The 18,390-nt window shown below is 71.6% G+C and carries 14 protein-coding genes; 3 read left to right on the plus strand and 11 right to left on the minus strand.

Translation table 11 applies throughout. The annotated features are described in order from the left end of the window. Positions 1-46: 46 nt before the first annotated feature. Both AC1DDU_RS05545 and AC1DDU_RS05550 read right to left on the minus strand, forming a co-directional pair. Positions 47-829, minus strand: a complete 783-nt coding sequence (locus tag AC1DDU_RS05545; RefSeq protein ID WP_477431923.1) for an SDR family NAD(P)-dependent oxidoreductase — start codon at positions 827-829, stop codon at positions 47-49. Positions 830-929: 100 nt separating this feature from the next. Next, positions 930-2,315, minus strand: coding sequence for a glycine--tRNA ligase (locus AC1DDU_RS05550; protein ID WP_477431925.1), 1,386 nt, complete (start codon positions 2,313-2,315; stop codon positions 930-932). A gap of 176 nt (positions 2,316-2,491) precedes the next feature. Here AC1DDU_RS05550 and AC1DDU_RS05555 point away from each other — a divergent pair, with 176 nt between their 5' ends. Beyond that, complete coding sequence (locus AC1DDU_RS05555) at positions 2,492-7,009, plus strand: DUF7507 domain-containing protein (RefSeq protein ID WP_477431927.1); 4,518 nt, start codon at positions 2,492-2,494, stop codon at positions 7,007-7,009. Between the two features lie 62 nt (positions 7,010-7,071). On the opposite strand, the gene AC1DDU_RS05560 is transcribed toward AC1DDU_RS05555, so the two are convergent. Both AC1DDU_RS05560 and AC1DDU_RS05565 read right to left on the minus strand, forming a co-directional pair. Beyond that, the gene (locus AC1DDU_RS05560) at positions 7,072-8,118 is read right to left on the minus strand and encodes a hypothetical protein (RefSeq protein WP_477431929.1); all 1,047 of its coding nucleotides are present in this window, start codon (positions 8,116-8,118) and stop codon (positions 7,072-7,074) included. A gap of 10 nt (positions 8,119-8,128) precedes the next feature. Next, entirely contained in the window at positions 8,129-10,009 is a 1,881-nt protein-coding gene (locus AC1DDU_RS05565) for a vWA domain-containing protein (RefSeq protein WP_477431931.1), read from the minus strand. 148 nt (positions 10,010-10,157) lie between these two features. On the opposite strand from AC1DDU_RS05565, the gene AC1DDU_RS05570 reads away from it, so the two are divergent. Together AC1DDU_RS05570 and AC1DDU_RS05575 are read left to right on the plus strand one after the other, a co-directional pair. Then, on the plus strand, positions 10,158-11,246 hold the full coding sequence (locus tag AC1DDU_RS05570) for a methyltransferase domain-containing protein (protein WP_477431932.1): 1,089 nt from the start codon (positions 10,158-10,160) through the stop codon (positions 11,244-11,246). A gap of 34 nt (positions 11,247-11,280) precedes the next feature. Next, positions 11,281-11,913, plus strand: a complete 633-nt coding sequence (locus AC1DDU_RS05575; RefSeq protein WP_477431934.1) for a hypothetical protein — start codon at positions 11,281-11,283, stop codon at positions 11,911-11,913. 6 nt (positions 11,914-11,919) lie between these two features. Here the strand turns inward: AC1DDU_RS05575 and AC1DDU_RS05580 are convergent, their stop codons facing one another. The 7 genes from AC1DDU_RS05580 to AC1DDU_RS05610 all read right to left on the minus strand — a co-directional run bounded on the left by AC1DDU_RS05580 (position 11,920) and on the right by AC1DDU_RS05610 (position 18,378). Further along, positions 11,920-12,243 (minus strand): DUF4870 domain-containing protein, encoded by a 324-nt coding sequence (locus AC1DDU_RS05580; RefSeq protein WP_477433434.1) that lies wholly within the window; start codon positions 12,241-12,243, stop codon positions 11,920-11,922. A 67-nt stretch (positions 12,244-12,310) separates the two neighbouring features. Continuing rightward, on the minus strand, positions 12,311-13,657 hold the full coding sequence (locus AC1DDU_RS05585; protein WP_477431936.1) for an alpha-hydroxy-acid oxidizing protein: 1,347 nt from the start codon (positions 13,655-13,657) through the stop codon (positions 12,311-12,313). A gap of 41 nt (positions 13,658-13,698) precedes the next feature. After that, a complete protein-coding gene (locus AC1DDU_RS05590) occupies positions 13,699-14,583 on the minus strand; it encodes a hypothetical protein (protein ID WP_477431938.1) in 885 nt (294 codons plus the stop codon). Positions 14,584-14,638: 55 nt separating this feature from the next. Beyond that, positions 14,639-15,772 carry an o-succinylbenzoate synthase gene (gene menC, locus AC1DDU_RS05595; RefSeq protein WP_477431940.1) on the minus strand — a complete coding sequence of 378 codons (1,134 nt, stop codon included), beginning with the start codon at positions 15,770-15,772 and terminating at the stop codon, positions 14,639-14,641. Between the two features lie 276 nt (positions 15,773-16,048). Continuing rightward, entirely contained in the window at positions 16,049-16,588 is a 540-nt protein-coding gene (locus AC1DDU_RS05600) for a hypothetical protein (protein WP_477431942.1), read from the minus strand. A 41-nt stretch (positions 16,589-16,629) separates the two neighbouring features. Then, a complete protein-coding gene (locus AC1DDU_RS05605; protein WP_477431944.1) occupies positions 16,630-17,565 on the minus strand; it encodes a cyclase family protein in 936 nt (311 codons plus the stop codon). Between the two features lie 99 nt (positions 17,566-17,664). Further along, positions 17,665-18,378 carry a GNAT family N-acetyltransferase gene (locus AC1DDU_RS05610; protein ID WP_477431946.1) on the minus strand — a complete coding sequence of 238 codons (714 nt, stop codon included), beginning with the start codon at positions 18,376-18,378 and terminating at the stop codon, positions 17,665-17,667. Between the last annotated feature and the right edge of the window lie 12 nt (positions 18,379-18,390).

Raw genomic sequence — 18,390 nt, forward strand, 5'->3', positions numbered from 1 at the left:
TCCGGTCTTCGCACCGGCGGGCCGCCGCGTCTGCCCCGGCCGGTGTTCAGCGCAGGACGCGACCGCTCACCGCGAGCGTCAGTCGGCGCGGCATGAGGCCGGCCAGCTTCGCGCTGGCGGCGTTGAGGCGACCGGAGACGATGCTGGGCCTGCGGCCGCCGTCCAGCACCCGCAGGGCGAGCTCGACCACCTGGGTCGGGGACTGATACCGGCCCACCGCGGCGTCGGCGGTGCCGACCACGTCGAAGAACTCGGTGCGCGTCGCCCCCGGGCTCAGGGCGAGCACCCGCAGCCCCGAGGCCTTCGTCTCGTAGGCGAGCGCCTCGGTGAAGCTCAGCACGAACGCCTTCGTCGCGCCGTAGACCGCCATGTTCGGGCACAGCTGGTAGGCGCCGGTGCTCGCCACACTGACGAGCGCTCCCCTGCCGTCCGCGACGAGCTCCGGCAGCACGGCGCGCGTCACGCCCACCAGCGTCGCGACGTTGACCTGCACCATCTCGGCGATGCGCGCCGGGTCGGCGTCGACGAAGGCGCCCTTCATGCCGAAGCCGGCGTTGTTGACGAGCGTCTGGACGCGGATGCCGCGCTCGTCGAGCCCGGCGCGCAGCGCGGTGGCGGCATCCGTCCTCGCCAGGTCCAGCGGGATCACGCCCGCGGTGATGCCGTGGGCGGCCTGGAGGCGGTCGGCGAGCGACCGGAGGCGGTCCTCCCGTCGCGCGACCAGCACGAGGTCCGCGCCGCGCGCGGCGAACTGCTCGGCGAACGCGGTGCCCAGTCCCGCACTGGCCCCGGTGATGAGGGCGGTCGTGCCGCGGTAGGTCATGCTCATGCGGCAAATGTACGTCGGCGCACCCGCACGGGATACGGGTGCGGCGGGACGCCGGATGCCCCTGCCCCGAAGGGCAGAGGCATCCGTTCGAGACAGGGGCTCAGGCGCCGCGCAGACGCTCCGCGAGGTAGGCGTGCAGGCCCTCGAGCGGGACGCGCTCCTGGCCCATGGTGTCGCGGTCGCGCACCGTGACGGCGCGGTCCTCGAGCGAGTCGAAGTCGACGGTGACGCAGAACGGCGTGCCGATCTCGTCCTGACGGCGGTAGCGGCGGCCGATGGCGCCTGCGTCGTCGAAGTCGATGTTCCAGTCGCCGCGCAGCTGCTCGGCCACCTCGCGGGCGATCGGCGAGAGCTGCTCGTTGCGCGACAGCGGCAGCACGGCCGCCTTCACGGGCGCCAGGCGCGGGTCGAGCTTGAGCACGGTGCGGGTGTCGGTGCCGCCCTTCGCGTTCGGCGCCTCCTCCTCGTGGTACGCGTCGACGAGGAACGCCATCATGGCGCGGGTGAGACCGAACGAGGGCTCGATGACGTACGGGGTGTACTTCTCGCCCGACGCCTGGTCGAAGTACGACAGCGACTGGCCCGACGCCTCGGAGTGCGAGCTCAGGTCGTAGTCGGTGCGGTTGGCGACGCCCATGAGCTCGCCCCACTCCTTGCCGGCGAAGCCGAAGCGGTACTCGACGTCGATCGTGCCGTCGGAGTAGTGGGCGCGGTCCTCTTCGGGCACGTCGAACCGGCGCATGTTGGCCGGATCGATGCCGAGATCGATGAACCAGTCCCAGCACTCGTCGACCCAGTGATCGAACCACTCCTGCGCCTCGGCGGGCGGAACGAAGTACTCGATCTCCATCTGCTCGAACTCGCGCGTGCGGAAGATGAAGTTGCCGGGGGTGATCTCGTTGCGGAACGCCTTGCCCACCTGGCCGATGCCGAACGGCGGCTTCTTGCGGCTCGCGGTCAGCACGTTCGAGAAGTTCACGAAGATGCCCTGCGCCGTCTCGGGGCGCAGGAAGTACAGGCCCGACTCGTCGTCGACGACGCCGAGGTACGTCTTCACGAGACCGGAGAACTCCTTGGGCTCGGTGTACTGGCCCTTGGTGCCGCAGTTCGGGCACGGCACGTCGGCCAGGCCGTTCTCGGCCTTGCGGCCCTTGCGCGCCTCGAAGTCCTCGATGAGGTTGTCGGCGCGGAAGCGCTTGTGGCAGTGCAGGCACTCGACGAGCGGGTCGGTGAAGGTCGCGACGTGACCGGATGCCTCCCACACGCGCTTGGGCAGGATGATCGACGAATCGAGGCCCACCATGTCGCCGCGGCCGCGCACGAACGTCTGCCACCACTGGCGGCGGATGTTCTCCTTGAGCTCGGTGCCGAGGGGACCGTAGTCCCACGCCGACCGGGATCCGCCGTAGATCTCACCCGCTTGGAACACGAACCCGCGGTGACGGGCGAGGGCGATGACTTTGTCGAGGCGAGACTGCTCGGCCACGGTGGCTCCAATGGTCGGGATAGAGGTGCACGAGAGTGCGGATGCCGCAGAACACGGCATCCGTCGATTCTACTGAGCGGATGCCGCACCCCGGACCCGCTGCGACGCGCAGACGATCGGTGCGCTCGACGCGCGGATGTGGTTGACTCGCGAAAAGTCCTCGTCGAGGAGGCCGGATGCCAGTGCCGTGGCGCGTCGAGGGACCGCGTGAGGTCCGCGAAGGCCGGCGCGTCCTGACGCTCCTCGTGGTCGGCGGACTCCTCGGGGCGAGCATGACGGCGCTGAGCCTGCCCAGTCCGGCATCCGCCGACCCACCGACCGGCGGCTCCACGATCGTCGACGAGACGTTCACCGGGGCGACGGTGCCCGACGCCGGCTGGAGCATCCAGGGCGACACGTGCCTCACGGGCGCCGCCTCCGGCGCCACGCCTCCTGCCGGTGCGGCCCAGATCCCGTCATGCGTCGCCCACCGCAACGGGCCGGTGCCGCCGATGGGCGGAGCGCCGAACGGCTACCTGCAGCTGACGGACACCGCAGGCAACCGCGCCGGCAGCATCCTGTACAACCGGCCGATCCCTGCCAGCGCCGGTGTCTCGGTGACCTTCGAGCAGTACCAGTACGGCGGCAACGGCGCGGACGGGATCGGCTTCTTCCTGGTGGACGGTTCCACGTCGCTGACCGCCACAGGCGGCCTCGGCGGCAGTCTCGGCTATGCCCAGCGCAACAGCGAGCCGGGCGTCGTCGGCGGCTACCTCGGGGTGGGCCTCGACGCCTACGGCAACTTCTACAACGACGGCGAGGGCCGAGGCGCCGGCTGCCCGGCGGGGCAGCGGGCGCCGACCACGGTGACGGGTCCCATCGCTCCGAACGTCATCACTCTCCGCGGGCGCGGTTCGGGTCTGATCGGCTACTGCTGGCTCGACTCGACGGTGCCGAAGCCGATCACCAATCCCACCAAGCCCGGCACGACTCTCAACGGAGGCACCGGCACGCTGCGGGCCGACACGCTCGCGGCGTCCAAGCGGACGGTGAACGTGCAGGTCACGCCCGTGACTGCAGGCAACCCCGTGCCGCGTGTGATCGTGCAGGTGCAGTACGTGGACGGCGGCCCATGGATCACCGAGCTCGACATCCCCGCCCCGCCCGACGCCCCGACGACGTACAAGTTCGGCTTCTCGGCCTCGACGGGCGGCAACAACGACGTCCACCTGATCCGCGCCGCCCAGATCGACACGATCCTCCCGCTGCCGAACCTGCAGCTCGAGAAGCAGGTGGATCGCACGGGTGCTGCGCTTCCACCCGTCATCACCGCGGGAACCGTCATCCCGTACCAGTACACGGTCACCAACACGGGCGAGCCCGTCACCGGCATGTTCATCACCGACGACAAGATCCCCACGGCGAGCATCACGTGCGATGCGACGTCCCTCACGACGGCGCCGGCTCCCGGGTCCAGCACCGTGTGCCGCGGCTCGTACACCGTCACCGCCGCCGACGTCGCGGCCGGCCAGGTCGTCAACATCGCCACCGCGCACGCCGCCCCCCAGTCGGGCGGAACCGTCGTCTCGCCTCCCGCGACCGTCACGATCCCGCTCGTCGCCTCGATCTCGATCGCGAAGACGGTGGCGACGGCACCCCCGTATGCGATCGGCCAGCAGGTCTCGTACAGCTACACGGTGACCAACACCGGTGGCTCGGACCTGCTGGGCATCGTCATCACCGATGATCGCGTGCCGCTGGCGTCGATCTCGTGTCCGGTCGCGCGTCTCGCGCCGGGCGCGTCGACCGTGTGCACCGGAACCCACACCATCCAGCCCGGGCAGATCAACGCCGCCGGCTACCTCGTGAACACGGCCTCCGTCCGCTCGGCGACCCCGATCGGGCAGATCGTCACCGCGGGCCCCGTACAGGCGCAGATCCCCGTCTCGACGGACGTCGGCGTGACCAAGACGGTCGACGACGCCGCCCCGCTCGTCGGCCAGAACGTCACGTTCACCGTCACCGCCACCAACAACGGCCCGTCCGTCGCGACCGGCGTCATCATCTCGGACGTGCTGCCTGATGGCGACCCCGTGGGCAGCGTCGTCTACCAGTCGTCGACGACGACCGCCGGAACGACGTACGACCCGGCGACAGGTGCGTGGGCGATCCCGTCCCTCACTCTGGGTCAGATCGTCACGTTGACCATCACCGCCACGGTGAACACGGGCACGCCCTTCACGAACAGCGCGACGCGCACGCGCACCGACCAGCCCGACCGCAACCCGAACAACGACCGCGCCTCGGCGACGGTCAACCCGATCACGCCGACGATGGACATCGCCGTGACGAAGTCGGTCGACGAACCCCAGATCCCGCTCGGGGGCACCGCGGTGTTCACGATCGACGCGACGAACAACGGCCCGTTCGCAGCGACCGGCGTGCAGGTGAGCGACCTCCTCCCGCCCGGCCTCGCCTTCGCCTCGTCGAGCGGTCCCGGCGCGTACGACCCCGCGACCGGGGTCTGGGCCATCGGCGCGCTCGGCGTGAACCAGACGGTGTCCCGAACGATCACGGTCACCGGCACCGCCCTCGGGACCTTCGTCAACATCGCGGCGCTCACCGGCAACCCGAGCCCGCCCGACATCAACCCCGCCAACAACTCCGACACCGCGACCCTGACGGTCGTCAGGCCCGAGTCCGACCTGGCGATCGTCAAGGCCGTCTTCCCGCAGGTCGTCACGGTGGGACAGGAGGTCACATACCAGCTCGCGGCGAGCAACCTCGGCCCCGACACCGCGCTGCAGGTGACGGTCGGGGACGTGTTCCCCGCCGGCGTGACGATCCTGAGCGCGACGACGACGACCGGCACCATCAGCGCTGATGCGGGCACCTGGACGATCGGCACGATCACGCCGGGCCAGACCGGGATCACGGCCACGGTCACCGCTCGGATCGAGGCACCCGGCACGCTGGTCAACACCGCGACGATCTCCTCGCCGGTCGTCGACGATCCGAACCTCTTGAACAACTCCTCGGCCGCCACGGTGACCTCCGGCGAGCCCGACCTCGACATCGCCGTCGGCAAGTCCGTGTCGGTCCCCTCCGGCGCATCGCCCGACGCGGTGCCCGTCGGCGAGCAGGTCGAGTTCACGATCACGGCCGAGAACATCCCCGGCCCCACGGCGGATGCCGCGACCGAGGTGGTCCTCACCGACATCCTGCCCACCGGGTTGACGTTCGTCTCGAGCAGCGGCGACGGGACGTACGACCCGGCCACCGGCCTCTGGACGCTGGACTCCATCGCGTCGGGGTCGACCGCGACGCACACCATCGTGGCGACCGTGACGCAGCCGATCGCGTACGTGAACACCGTCACCCTCACATCGCTGACCCAGAACGACACGGACCCGACCAACAACAGCGCATCCGCCGGGGTCATCGGGCTCGTCGTCGCCGACCTTCAGATCGTGAAGGACGTGTCGCCGGCGGTATCCCGTCCCGGTGCGAACGTCACCTACACCGTCACGGTGACCAACAACGGCCCGAACGACGCGACCGGCGTCGTGGCGTTCGATCCCCTCATGCCCGCGGCGGTCATCGTGAGCGTCGACGCCACGGTGGGCACCTTCGATCCGGTCACGCGCAGGTGGGACATCGGCACGCTCGCAGTCGGCGATTCCGCCGTGCTGACCGTCGTCATCGTCGTGCAGAACCCGGGGTGGCATCGCAACGTCGTCGTGGTGCTGGGCCTCGATCAGACCGATCCCGACCTGGAGAACAACGTCGACGACGCCGACCTGTTCGTACCGGCGGCCGACATCGTGGTGGCCAAGCGCGTGGACCAGCCCACGGTGTACGTGGGCGACCAGATCACTTTCACGGTCGACGTCTGGAACTACGGCCCGGACCCCTCGGGTCCGGTCGTGGTGAACGACATCCTTCCGGCAGGCCTGACCTACGTGTCGTCCGAGGCGAGCGTCGGCACCTACGACGCGGTGACGGGAGTGTGGCTGCTGCCGAGCTTCGCTCCTGCGAACCTCCCCGGACTCGGCCGCGACGCGCCGCCACCTCATGGGACGCTGCGGATCGTCGCCACCGTCGACGCGGACGGCACGTTCGAGAACACCGCGACGTCGGATCGCACGAACGCCCCGATCTTCGACCCGGACCTCACCAACAACACGGCCTCGGCGGTCGTCACGGCGACCCCGCGTCCTGCCGAGCTGCACGTCACCAAGTCGGTCGACCGCCCGTCGGTGCAGGCCGGCGGAGCCGTGCTCTACACGATGACCGTGTCGAACGCGGGGCCGGCGGAGGCTGCCGACGTCCGACTGGTCGACCCCTTCCCCACCGGGGTGATGCCGACGTCGTCGCCCACCGGCGGATGCGTCGTCGCCGCCGCGACGCTCACCTGCGATCTGGGCACCATCGCGGTGGGCGCGACGGTGTCCATCGAGGTCGTCGCGATCGTCTCGGCCGTCGGCACCTTCGACAACACCGCGACGATCACCTCATCGACCCCCCTGCTCCCGATATCGACGCTCACGGCGAGTGCATCGGTGCTGGCGACCTCTCCGCCCGACACCGGCGGAGGAGCGCTTCCCCCCACCGGAGGAGCCGGTCCGGGTCTGTCGCCGTTGGCCGGGTCGCTGCTGCTGATGGTCGGGATCGTCGCGCTGGCGTGGTCGCGACGCCGTCGCCCGTCATCCTGAGCGCCGCTCTCGAGGAGCGCGGCGTCGTCGGGATCGCGCCGCACGGCTCCGCGACGAGCTGGTCAGCCCGCGGTGTCGGCGCCCGTCGCAGGGCCGGCCTCGCCGTCGGCGCGCTCGAACGCGCGATCCCATTCCTGCAGCTCTTTGCGCCGGCCGATGAGCCCGTCCAGCGACACCTGGAAGTGCAGCCCCCTGCGGGCGTTGACCTGCTTGATGTTCTCGACGAGCTCGACGCCGAACGACGTCAGCGCCGTGCGCACCTCGCGCACCCGGTCGGCGGGGTCGTCCCACAGATCTGGGTGCTTCAGGATGTCGAGCAGGTAGTCGCGGTCCAGGGCGGCGGTGAGCTTGCGCAGTGTCTCGCGGTATTCGACGGCGGCGGTCGCCCGCTGGCCCTCGTCGCCCTTGCGCCCGAGCCGGTCGAACAGCTCGACCGTGTTGTTCGCGACCGTCGAGATCTCGCCGGCCACCGCCATGGCGTCACGATTGCCGGCGGCCCCGGCCGTCGCATACTCGCCGCTGAGGGTGCGCAGCCGCGCGACGAGCGGGCGCACCGCGTCCGGAAGCGGTGCGTGCTGCCCGGGCGCACCGCGCCGGCGCCGACGGATCAGCGCCCACAGCGCGCCACCCGCGGCGACGAGGACCACCAGTCCCAGCGCACCGCCGACGATCAGCCCGCCGTCGACGCCGCCCTGGTCGGGCACGTGATCCGAGGGGTAGGCCGCGATGACGCCCTCGACCGTCTGCACGATCGCCGAGTCGAGGGAGTCGGCCGAGCTCTCCGCCTCATTGGCGATGCGCATCGCCTCGCCCGACACCAGCACGTGCGATCCCGCCGAGAGATCGTCGCCGACTGCGACGATGATCGTGTCGTAGTCGGTCCGGCCGGCGAGCGATGCCACCATCTCCCGACCGGTCATGTCGAAAGCCTCGTTGTCGGGGAACACCACGACCGCGATCGATTCGTCGGTGACCTGCTGGTCGAGCGTCTGCTGCAGCTGCGCCGCGCCGGACACGTCGCTCGAGACGTAGACGTTGCTGTTCGCGAGCCCCTCGGCAGCGTCGTCGAGGTAGACGTCCGCCGCATCGAGGCCGAATTCGTGAGGCATTCGCGGCCGTTCAGAAGTTGTTGATGACGGACGCGAAGACGAGGTCGATCTTGGCGGCGTCTGACGCGTCGAACCACTGGCCGCCGGTCGCCTCCGCGATGCGCTGCAGGGCGCCGGTGTCGGCACCCTCGCCGTACGCGATCGGGAAGATGCGCACCGGCGCGTCGTCGCCGCCCTCCTTCGACGCGGCGCCGATCTTGGCGACCAGGGAGTCGAGCGACATCGCCGAGTCGGTGTCCTGGCCGTCCGACAGCAGCACGATCGCGTTGATGCGGCCCGGCTGGGCGCGCGCCACCATCTCGTCGTAGGCCGCGGCGATCGCGTCGTACAGCGGCGTGCCCTCGCGGTGCGCGAAGCGCAGGTCGTCCAGCGCCGACCCGACCGATTCGCGGTCGGAGGCGAGCGGCTCGACATCGCGCAGCACCACGAGGTTCTTGCCGGCCTCGGACTCGACCCCGGTCGTGAACGCCCACACGCCGACCTCGTCGGACGAACGGAAGTGGCCGAGCGTGGCCTGCGCCCCCTCGATGGCGCCGTCCAGCTTCGATCGGCCGTCGCCGATGGGCTCGTCCATCGAGCCGGAGATGTCGATCACCTCGAGCACCGACGAGGGCTTGCGGATCTGCGTCCACTGGTCGATCGCCGCCGACACCACGTCGACCGCGGGCTTGGGCAGGGTGACGGCGGGGCCGGCGGGGTCGACGCCGTACGCGGTGGTGAACAGCTTGCCCAGGGGCACGGACGCGTCGAGGGGACGGAATCCGTACTCGGGCAGGATCTTCTGCGCCGCCTCCGTCTGCAGGAACGCCGCGAACGCGGCGCCCGCCGTCGCCTGCGCGTCGGTCACCCAGTCGGCGCCGAGCACGGTGATGGGGTTGTCGGACCACATCGAGCCGCCGGACGGATACACCGCGACCAGCTTCTCCTTCGGCGGGGTCAGCGTCTCGCCCGGCTGCACCGTGTGCGAGTCGGGGTTGCCCTGGTTGTAGTTGAGCAGCGACGTCTCTTCCAGCGCCACGGCCGAGACGTAGCCCGAGCCTCCGGCACCGTTCTCGGTCTCGTCGTACAGCCGCGTCAGCACCTTGCCTGTCGTGTCGCCGTAGTGGATGACGCACTCCTCGAACACCCGCGAGAACTCCTCGGCCGCGGCCACGTCGGCGGCGGTGAGGTCTGCCGTCTTGCCGGCCGCCTCGTACGACTGCATGAGGATGGCCGACAGGCCCGTGGTCGAGGTGTTCGGGTTGGTCTTGGAGATCTTGAACGAACCCCACAGCGGCTTGCCGACGCTCGCCCAGCCCTGCGGGTCCTGGCAGAGCCGCTCGAAGTCCGCGATGCCGATCTCGGCGTCGGGCCAGCCGAGCGCCTTCGCCATCGTCTCGGGCACGCCGAACACGACCGGCGTGTGGGTGAACGACTCGGGTTCGCCCACGAGCGAAGGGGATGCCGCGGCCGCGACGCGGTCGGTCCACACCGTCGACGCCGGCGACCACATCGTCGGCCAACGGCGGGTGTCGTCGTCGGGCCAGTCGCCGCCGGCGGTGAGGAACCGCGTCGCGTCGCCCGAAGACACGTTGATCGGGTGCACGGTCGCGCACTCGTCGAGCTGGGCGTGCTGCGGCGACTCCTTGAACGCGTCGGCGAGGGCGTCCAGCATGTTGACCTTCTCGGACGATGTCGCCACGACGACGCTCGTGCAGCCGTCGTCGACGAAATCGCCGTCGCCGTCACCGAAACCCTCGTCGGTGCTCGGCGCGAAGCACCCGGTCAGCGCGATGATCGTCGCCCCGAGTGCGAGTGCGGCCCCGGCTGCGCGCACGACACGTCGGCGTCCGCTCCGGGTCGATGTCGGCGATTCGGAGCGGGCGGTGGACCGCGGGCGGCGAGGGGCCATGGGTACAGCGTAAGTCCCGCCGCGATCGGCCGCATGACCGCTCCCGACCACATGTGGAGACCCCTCTCGCCGTGCGCCGCGCGCGGGTCTAGCATGTGCGGCGTCAGCCCCGGGCGGTGCCGCCCGGGGCGCTGGGGAGGGGCTCGTCATGTCGATCCAGGAGAACGGGGCGCACGCGGCCGAGGATGCCGTCGACGCGTTCGCCGGCGAGGTCTTCGAAAGGCTGCTCGGGGGCATGGAGATGCTGTCGATCTACGTGGGCGACAGGCTCGGCCTGTACCGCGCCCTGCTCGATTCGCCGCTGACCGTCGACGAGCTGGCCTCGCGCGCCGGCATCCACGAACGGTACGCACGCGAGTGGCTCGAGCATCAGGCTGTGGCCGGGCTCGTCGACGTGGACGGCGAGGGTGAGGCCCGCCGGTTCCGCCTCCCGGCCGCGCACGCCCGCGTGCTCGCCGATCCGGCCTCTCTCGCCTACGCGGCACCGCTCGCGCGGATGCTGGCGGCGGCGGCATCCCGCCTCCCCGAGCTCCTCACGGCGTACCGCACCGGAGGCGGGGTGGGATGGGCCGAGTTCGGGGACGACGCGAGGGATGCCCAAGGCGATCAGAACCGGCCGTGGTTCGAGTCCGCACTGGCGGACGCCCTGGCCTCGGTGCCCGACGTGCACGCGGTGCTGTCGCGACCCACGGCGCGGATCGCGGATGTCGGATGCGGTCATGGCTGGTCCACCGTCGCGCTGGCCCGCGCTTACCCCTCGGCCAGAGTGGACGGCTTCGATCTCGACGGTCCGTCGGTCGCGGCCGCGCGCAACCACGCCGCGGGTCTCGAGCGGGTCGCCTTCGAGGTGCTCCCGGGTGAGCGGATCGCCGACGACCGGGTCGGCGCGTACGACGCCGCGTTCGTGTTCGAGGCGCTGCACGACATGCCCGACCCGGTCGGGGTGCTCGCCGCGATGCATCGGGCGATCAGACCCGACGGGGTCGTCGTGATCATGGACGAAGCGGTCGGCGCGGAGTTCACCGCCCCGGGCGACGCGATCGAACGGGTGATGTACGGCTACAGCGTCTTCATCTGCCTCCCCGACTCGATGTCCACGCCGGGTTCGGTCGCCACCGGCACGGTGATGCGACCCGCCACGCTGGAGCGCTACGCACGCGACGCGGGCTTCCGCGCAACGGGTGTCCTGCCGATCGAGGGGTTCTCGGCGTTCCGGTTCTACCGGCTGGACCCCTGAACCCGAGATGTCGGCCCCGATCCGGAGGAGCACCGTGCCCGAGAACAGCGCCCGCCGCGCCGCCCGCCGGACAGCGGCGGCCGCGGCGCTCGTCGTCGCGACGACGCTGGCCGGCTGCATCGCCGCCCCCGCGTCCGACGGACTCTACGAGACGGCGCGCCAGGCGAACCTGCTGTTCAAGGCGGCGGTCGCCACCGTCCAGCTGCACCTGTACGACGGCGACTGGCAGGTGCAGGAGTACGGCGATCTGCCCGTGGGCTGCGACGGCGGCTACGGGTTCACGATGGGACGCACGACTCCGGAGGGCTGGACCCTGTCGGCCGACGCGACGACGACCGGCCACCGCCTCGCGCGGTGGCTGACCGACCACGGCTGGAAGGCGCAGGATGCCGCCACCCAGGCCGACGGCGATGTCGCGGTGGAGGCATCCGGTCGCGCGGTCGGCGTCGCCGGACTCGTGATCGAGATCCGCGACGGCGAGGCATCGGCGGACGCGATCAGCGTGCACGCCGAGAGCTCCTGCCACGCCGGCGACCCCGTGGCGCTGACGGCGATCCTCTATCCGGGCTCGCCCGGCGATCCGGTCTCGCACGCGGCGCTGCCGGCCGCCGAGCCCGCCGGAGCGGTCCCGGTCTTCGGCTTCACCGAGGACGGCGAGCCGCGATGACCGCGCTCAGCGCAGGAACGCGATGGTCATCGGGTAGGTGTACCACTCGCCGCGGTTGGCCTTCACCGCGGCGACGATGCAGAGCACGATGTTGAGGACGTACGCCGCGAACATGATGAAGAAGCCGATCAGCACGATGCTCAGCAGGGCCCCGACGACGTAGGCGATGAGCAGCGTCAGCTGGAAGTTCAGCGCCGTCGCGGTGTGGGAGCGCACGAACGGCCCGCGGTCCTTGAGGACGAGGTAGCCGATCAGCGGAGCCAGGAACCCGAAGAACAGGCCGCCGAGGTGCACGAGCGTGGCCCACAGCTTCTCGTCGGCGGGGCTCATCGGCTGCACGGGCGCGGCGGCGTACGGGTACTGGGGAGGAGGAGTCGTCACCGCCCCAGACTAGGGCTCACGCCTCGCGCAGCGCGTCGCGGCCGAGCCGTGCGATCGAGGTGTGCCCCGAGAGTCCCAGGGTGATGTCGAGCTCGGCGAGCACGTTGCGCACGACCTCGCGCACGCCCGTCTCACCGGCGATGCCGAGACCGTACGAGTAGGGCCGCCCGAGCGCCACGGCGGTGGCACCGAGCGCGAGCGCGATGAACACGTCGGAGCCCTGCCGCACACCCGAGTCGAACACGACCGGCACCCGTCCCGCGACGCGCTCGGCGATGGTGGGCAGAACCTCGAGGGTGGGAACGGACTGGTCGACCTGCCGCCCGCCGTGGTTCGAGATCCAGATGCCGTCGACGCCGGCGTCGAGGGCACGGATCGCGTCGTCGGGGTGCACGATCCCCTTGAGGATGATCGGGAGGCTCGTCCACTGCCGGGCCTTGGCGAGGTCGTCCCACGTGAGCGCGGGCGTCGAGAACACGTCGAGGAACGTCTCGACCGCGGCGCGCGGCAGCGGCGAGCGCAGGTTCTCGCGCAGGCTCGGCGACCCGGTGAGCGCTGCGCCCTTGCGCGCGATCCGCACGCCGGCCGCCACGGCCTTCGGCGTGACCTTGACCGGGGGCGCGGCCTCGTCGGGCGAGGGCGCCGAGGCCGCCGCGCGCGACCGCTCGCGCACCAGCTGCTGGAAGACGGGGTCGCTCGTGTACTGGGCGATGCCCATGGCGCGCGTGAACGGCAGGTAGGCGAGGTCGAGGTCGCGCGTGCGCCAGCCGAGCAGGTGCGTGTCGAGAGTCACCACGATCGCTTCGCACCCGGATGCCTCCGCCCGGCGCAGCAGCGACGCGTTCAGCTCGTCGGAGGCCGACCAGTACAGCTGGAACAGCCGGGATCCACCCGGGGCGGCCGCGGCGACCTCCTCCATGGGGAGGGACGCCTGGTTCGAGAGGGTGTACGGGACCCCGAGGGATGCCGCCGCCCGCGCCACGGCGAGGTCGGCCTCGGGATGAGCCATCTCCATGACGCCGAGCGGTGCGAGCAGCAGCGGCGTCGCTCGGCGCACGCCGAGGAAGTCGATCGACAGGTCGCGCACCGACACGTCGCGCAGCGGGCGCGGCCACACCTGCCAGCGGCCGAAGGCGGCACGGTTCGCGGCGACCGTGCGCTCGGCGCCCGCGCCGCCGGCGATGTAGGCGAACGCCTCGGCGCTCAGCGCCTTGCGGGCGGCCGCCTCGAGCCCGTCGACGTCGACGGGCACCCGGGGGCGGATGCCGCTGATGCCGGTGCGGTAGATGTCGGACTGGGTCCGCCGCGAGATGCCGCGCGAGGCGGCCGCGGGGTCGTCGGGAGCGTCGATGCTCTGAGCCATGCGGTCAGCCTACGCACGGGTCGCGGCCCGGCGGATCCCGCTCACCCCTGGCCGAAGCCGCACCACGCGCCGACCCACGTGAGGATCTGCCCGCGCAGCTCGTCGCCGACGAACAGCTCGACCTCGCCGCCCTTCCCGTCGAGCTCGACGGGCACGTCGAAGATGGTGCCGCGCTTGTCCTCCTGCACCACGTGCGGGTCGCAGCGGAACGGCACGATCGGGATTCGCACCACGATCGGATCGGTGTCGCCCTTCGCGACCTCGACGCCGACGGGATAGACCTCCTCGGCGGGCGTCCCGGCGAAATCGATCAGGTTGGTGCGCGCCACCCCGACGACGGTGGCCGCCCCGGCGCCTGTCGGCGAGATGGTCAGCTCGAGGGCGGCAGGCTGCCCGGCAGGAGACGGCGTGAACCCCGTGAACGCGAGGGCTGCGGCATCCGTCACCTGCTCCAGCAGGCACTCGCGGGCGTGCAGCTCCACGAGGAACCCGAGCGGATCGGGAGCGGATGCCGTCACCTCGGTCGTCGCGGACTCCCCCACGAGCTCGAGCACCACCGCGGCCTCGCCGTCGTCGGGCGCGCTGCAGTCCACCGGCGGGAGCTGCACGCGGATGTCCACCGCGCCGCCGGCGGGGACTGTGCTCACCCGGTCGGCCATCACGCGGGTCGCCGGGCCGTCGAACCGCGCGTCCTCGATGCGGACGGCACCGACCGTGAGCGGGGCGTCGGACCCGTTGGCCACGTGCACCTCGGCCTGCCGCGAAGCGACGTCGGCGCGCAGCTGCGCGAGCTCGACGACGACTCCCGCCGGAAGGGTCGCCGCGGGCGCCGGTCCCGCAGTCGCCGCGCACCCCACGAGACCGAGCACGGCGGCCAGCGCGATCGCGAGTGCGACGCGGGTGCGTCCGGCGGCGAGGCGCGGCATCCGTTCCCCGTCCCGGAGGAGTGCTGCGCGCCGCATCGCCGGAAGCCCTCGGTGACTACCGCGTCAGCGTCTCGCGGACGACGGTGAGGTCCGCCAGGGCGACCGGGTCGATCTCGACGCCCAGTCCGTGGCCGGTCGGCACGCGCACATGGCCGTCCTCGAGCACGGCGGGCTCGGTGACGATGTCGCGCGCGTAGAAGCGACGGGAAGCCGACACGTCGCCGGTCAGCGTGAAGCCGGGAAGGGCGGCGAGCGCGGCGTTCGCGGCGCGGCCGATGCCCGTCTCGAGCATGCCGCCGCACCACACCGGCACTCCGGCGGCCAGGCACCGGTCGTGGATGCGCACCGCCTCGAGGTAGCCGCCGACGCGGCCCGCCTTGATGTTGATCACCGACGCCGAGCCCAGCGCGAGCGCGTCGGCGGCGGCCTTGTCGGACACGATCGACTCGTCCAGGCACACCGGCGTGCGCAGGCGCCGCGCGAGCGTCGCATGGTCGACCAGGTCGTCCTCCTGCAGTGGCTGCTCGATCAGCAGCAGGTCGAACCGGTCGAGCTCGGCCAGGGTGTCGGCATCGGCCATCGTGTACGCCGAGTTCGCGTCGACCTGCAGCGGGATCGCCCCGAAGGCGTCGCGCACGGCGGCCGTGTCGCCGACGTCCCGACCGGGTTTGATCTTGATCTTGATGCGCACGTAGCCCTCGTCGCGGTAGCCGTGGACGGCGTCGACGAGAGCGGCGGGGTCGCGCTGGATGCCGACCGAGACGCCGCTGGGAACCCGGTCGCGCGTCGCGCCGACGTACTCGCCGAAGCTGCGCCCCTCGGCGCGCAGCGCGGCGTCGAGCACGGCCAGCTCGAGCCCCGCCTTGGCCATGCGATGGCCCTTGAAGGGTTCCAGCACACCGGCGACCTCTTCGGGCGCGATGCGCCCTCGATCGAGCAGGGCCGGCGCGAGGAAGCGCAGTGCGACATCCCACGCGCCCTGCGTGTACTCGCTGGAGTAGAGCGGATCGGCCTGCGTCACCATCTCGCCCCAGCCCTCGCCGTCGGAGGTGAAGGCGCGCACCAGGATGACCTCGCGCACCGTCTCGGTGCCGAACGACGTCGTGAACGGGGACACGAGCGGCAGATGCAGCACGCGCAGTTCGAAACCCTCGAGAGCGACGGATGCCGTGGGCCGGGCGATGGGCATGCGCTCAGCGTACGCCCGGGCCGCAGCCGTCCACGTCAGTGCGCGTAACGCGTGCCCGCGGCGTCTCGGCGCACCGGCACGTAGGTCGTACGCGCGCGTCGCGGGCGGCGGTGACGAGGCTCTGTCTGAGCGGCCGGTCCCTCGTGGGCCCGTATCCGCTGCTCCCACGCCTCGATCAGCGATTCGAGATACTCGTGCATGATTCCTCCAGGTTCGTTGAGGAGGAGCGGCATGCCCCGGCGCTGATACGTCGCCTGGTCGTCCGACTGCCGGACGTCAGGAGATGCGCCGGGCGTCCATGTGCTGTTCGAGCCACCATGACCCACGGCCCCCTGCGCGGTGCGAGGACCGGGCGGATGCGCCGGCGGACGACCAGCCGTCCCACGTGAACGCGTCGACCCTGATCGCGCTGAAGTTCCATCGGATCGGGATGTCGCCGTCGGCGGTGTGCTCGACGCCGTCCTGACGGATGCCGTCGTCGCCGTGCGGCCGGGCGATCAGCGAGCAGTAGTTCGCCGCCGCCGTGCCGAACCAGTCCACCCGCCAGGCACCGATGCGCGGGTCGTAGGCCCGCATGGTCGTGCCGGCGACCTCGCGTCGGGGTGGGCCGCCGAGGATGACGTCCTGCACCGCGCGGCCCCCGGCGATCCACGAGAAGACCCAGGTGCGCTCGGCCGTGATCCAGTCCGCCGTCGGGCCGGCCCGGTAGCGGTTCTGCACCTGCCACGATCCGATGAAGCGCCCGAACAGCGCGAGCTCGTCCACGAGCGCCGGCTGCGCCTCGCCCGCCACGAGCCCTGACACGAACTCGTTCATGACCCCACGTTAGGAGGGGCCTCCGACATCCTGAGCGGGGCTCAGACCGGGATCTCGGCGAACGCCCGCACCGGGAAGGTGCCGAAACCCTCCACCGCGGGCGGGGCCGCCGTGAACCGCGCGCCGCGGGGCGGAAGCGACCCGAGGTTCGTCAGATGCTCCACCACGTGCACCCCGGCTCCGAGCAGCAGCGAGTGCGCGGGACGCTCGCCGCCGGACTCGGTGTCGTCGATGTTCACGGAGTCGATGCCGACCAGCGCGACGCCGGCGTCGATGAGCCACTGCGCCGCCTCGCCGGTGAGGAAGGGCGCCCCCGCGCCGTACTCGGGGCGCCCGAACCACCGGTCCCACCCGGTGTGCAGCAGCACGGCGGCGCCGCGCAGGTCGCGATCGGCGAGCGTGGCCGAGCGGATGCCGCGACGCCCGGCATCCCACGCGTCCTCGAGGTGGAACACCTCGGCGCGCAGGCCCACCAGCGACGACAGGTCCAGCCCGGCGAGGTCAGGGCCGTCCGCGTAGCGGTGGAACGGCGAGTCGAGGTAGGTGCCGGTGTTGCCGATCATCGTGATGACGTCCATCGCGAACTCGGTGCCGGGCGCGTAGCGGGCGCGCGACTGCTCGCGGGTGAGGTGCGGCGCGATCGTCGGGGCCGGAAGCCCGGGGTAGGTGACGAGCCCGGCACGGATCGGATGACTGAGGTCGACCACGCGTGTCGCGCCGGTAGCCGGGGACCCTGCCGCGGTGTCGACGCCGCGGCTGCCGCGATGCGGCTCTTCGACGACGCGCACGCCGCGCAGCTCGACCTCGTCCACGAGCGCCAGGCCGAGGTGCGCGACGAGCAGCCGTGCGATCTCGCCCTCGGCGACATCCGCATCGGGGAGGTCCAGCCGGAACCCGGTCCCCGCGAGGCCGCCGCCGTTGGCGAAGCGGATGTCGAAGTCGAAGTGGGCGCGGTACTGCGCGGAGGAGGTCGGCATGCGCGTCAGCCTAGGGGCGCGGCATCCGCACGACGCGTCCGTGCCCGACAATGGCGCCGATGCCGGAGGATCTGGCAGGAATCCTCCGCCGGCGCGGTGTCAGGGCCGGACGAGCAGGTAGCCCCGGGCGTCGTCGAAGCCGCCGACGACGAGGCCCGCGGCGAGGTGCCCGACGAGCTCCTCGCGCACGCGCAGTCGCCAGGCGGCGGCATCCGTCGGCGCATCGCGACGCAGCGCCTCGATGTCGTGCGGGACCTCGACCGAGGCGATCACCAGCTCGTCCGCCGGTGTCGGCACCGGTGGCGCGGCCAGCGCCCACGACACCATGATGCGGTCGGTCTCGTCGCCGCGGTTGACGCCGTCGTCCATCGGCCCGTAGTGGTTCACCAGGTACTGGGTCACCCGGGTGCCGAGCACGCGGAGGTTGAAGTGGGCGTTGCGGGCCACCAGCGGATCGAACGTCCAGGTGATGTGGCCGACGTCGCGCGCCAGCGCCCACTCGCGCTGATGCTGCTTGAGCAGACGCCCGAGCCCGTGGGCCTGGTGGTCGGGCAGCACGCCGGTGATGTGGCTGTGCATCGAGCGCTCCGCCGGAGCGGCGAAGAAGGCGACGGATGCCCCCACCATGCGGTCGCCGTCGTACAGGCCGACTGCGTAGTTGCCGGACTGGGCGAGCGCGCGCAGCAGATTCGGCGGCATCCCGCCGCGGTCGCCGCCCCACACCTCAGCCAGCACCTCGGAGGCGCGGAACACCTGCTCGACGGTGTCGAGGGGACGGATGTCGATGCCCGGCGGCGTCGCGGTCTCGGCCATGGATCCAGTCTG

Source organism: Microbacterium sp. 05T445, assembly GCF_056395865.1.

What these genes read in the sequence shown, in the direction of transcription:
- AC1DDU_RS05545 (WP_477431923.1), bottom strand. Translation starts at nt 829, where the DNA reads ATGAGCATGACCTACCGCGGCACGACCGCCCTCATCACCGGGGCCAGT.
- AC1DDU_RS05555 (WP_477431927.1), top strand. Translation starts at nt 2,492, where the DNA reads ATGCCAGTGCCGTGGCGCGTCGAGGGACCGCGTGAGGTCCGCGAAGGC.
- AC1DDU_RS05560 (WP_477431929.1), bottom strand. Translation starts at nt 8,118, where the DNA reads ATGCCTCACGAATTCGGCCTCGATGCGGCGGACGTCTACCTCGACGAC.
- AC1DDU_RS05565 (WP_477431931.1), bottom strand. Translation starts at nt 10,009, where the DNA reads ATGGCCCCTCGCCGCCCGCGGTCCACCGCCCGCTCCGAATCGCCGACA.
- AC1DDU_RS05570 (WP_477431932.1), top strand. Translation starts at nt 10,158, where the DNA reads ATGTCGATCCAGGAGAACGGGGCGCACGCGGCCGAGGATGCCGTCGAC.
- AC1DDU_RS05580 (WP_477433434.1), bottom strand. Translation starts at nt 12,243, where the DNA reads ATGAGCCCCGCCGACGAGAAGCTGTGGGCCACGCTCGTGCACCTCGGC.
- AC1DDU_RS05585 (WP_477431936.1), bottom strand. Translation starts at nt 13,657, where the DNA reads ATGGCTCAGAGCATCGACGCTCCCGACGACCCCGCGGCCGCCTCGCGC.
- AC1DDU_RS05590 (WP_477431938.1), bottom strand. Translation starts at nt 14,583, where the DNA reads ATGCCGCGCCTCGCCGCCGGACGCACCCGCGTCGCACTCGCGATCGCG.
- menC (WP_477431940.1), bottom strand. Translation starts at nt 15,772, where the DNA reads ATGCCCATCGCCCGGCCCACGGCATCCGTCGCTCTCGAGGGTTTCGAA.
- AC1DDU_RS05600 (WP_477431942.1), bottom strand. Translation starts at nt 16,588, where the DNA reads ATGAACGAGTTCGTGTCAGGGCTCGTGGCGGGCGAGGCGCAGCCGGCG.
- AC1DDU_RS05605 (WP_477431944.1), bottom strand. Translation starts at nt 17,565, where the DNA reads ATGCCGACCTCCTCCGCGCAGTACCGCGCCCACTTCGACTTCGACATC.
- AC1DDU_RS05610 (WP_477431946.1), bottom strand. Translation starts at nt 18,378, where the DNA reads ATGGCCGAGACCGCGACGCCGCCGGGCATCGACATCCGTCCCCTCGAC.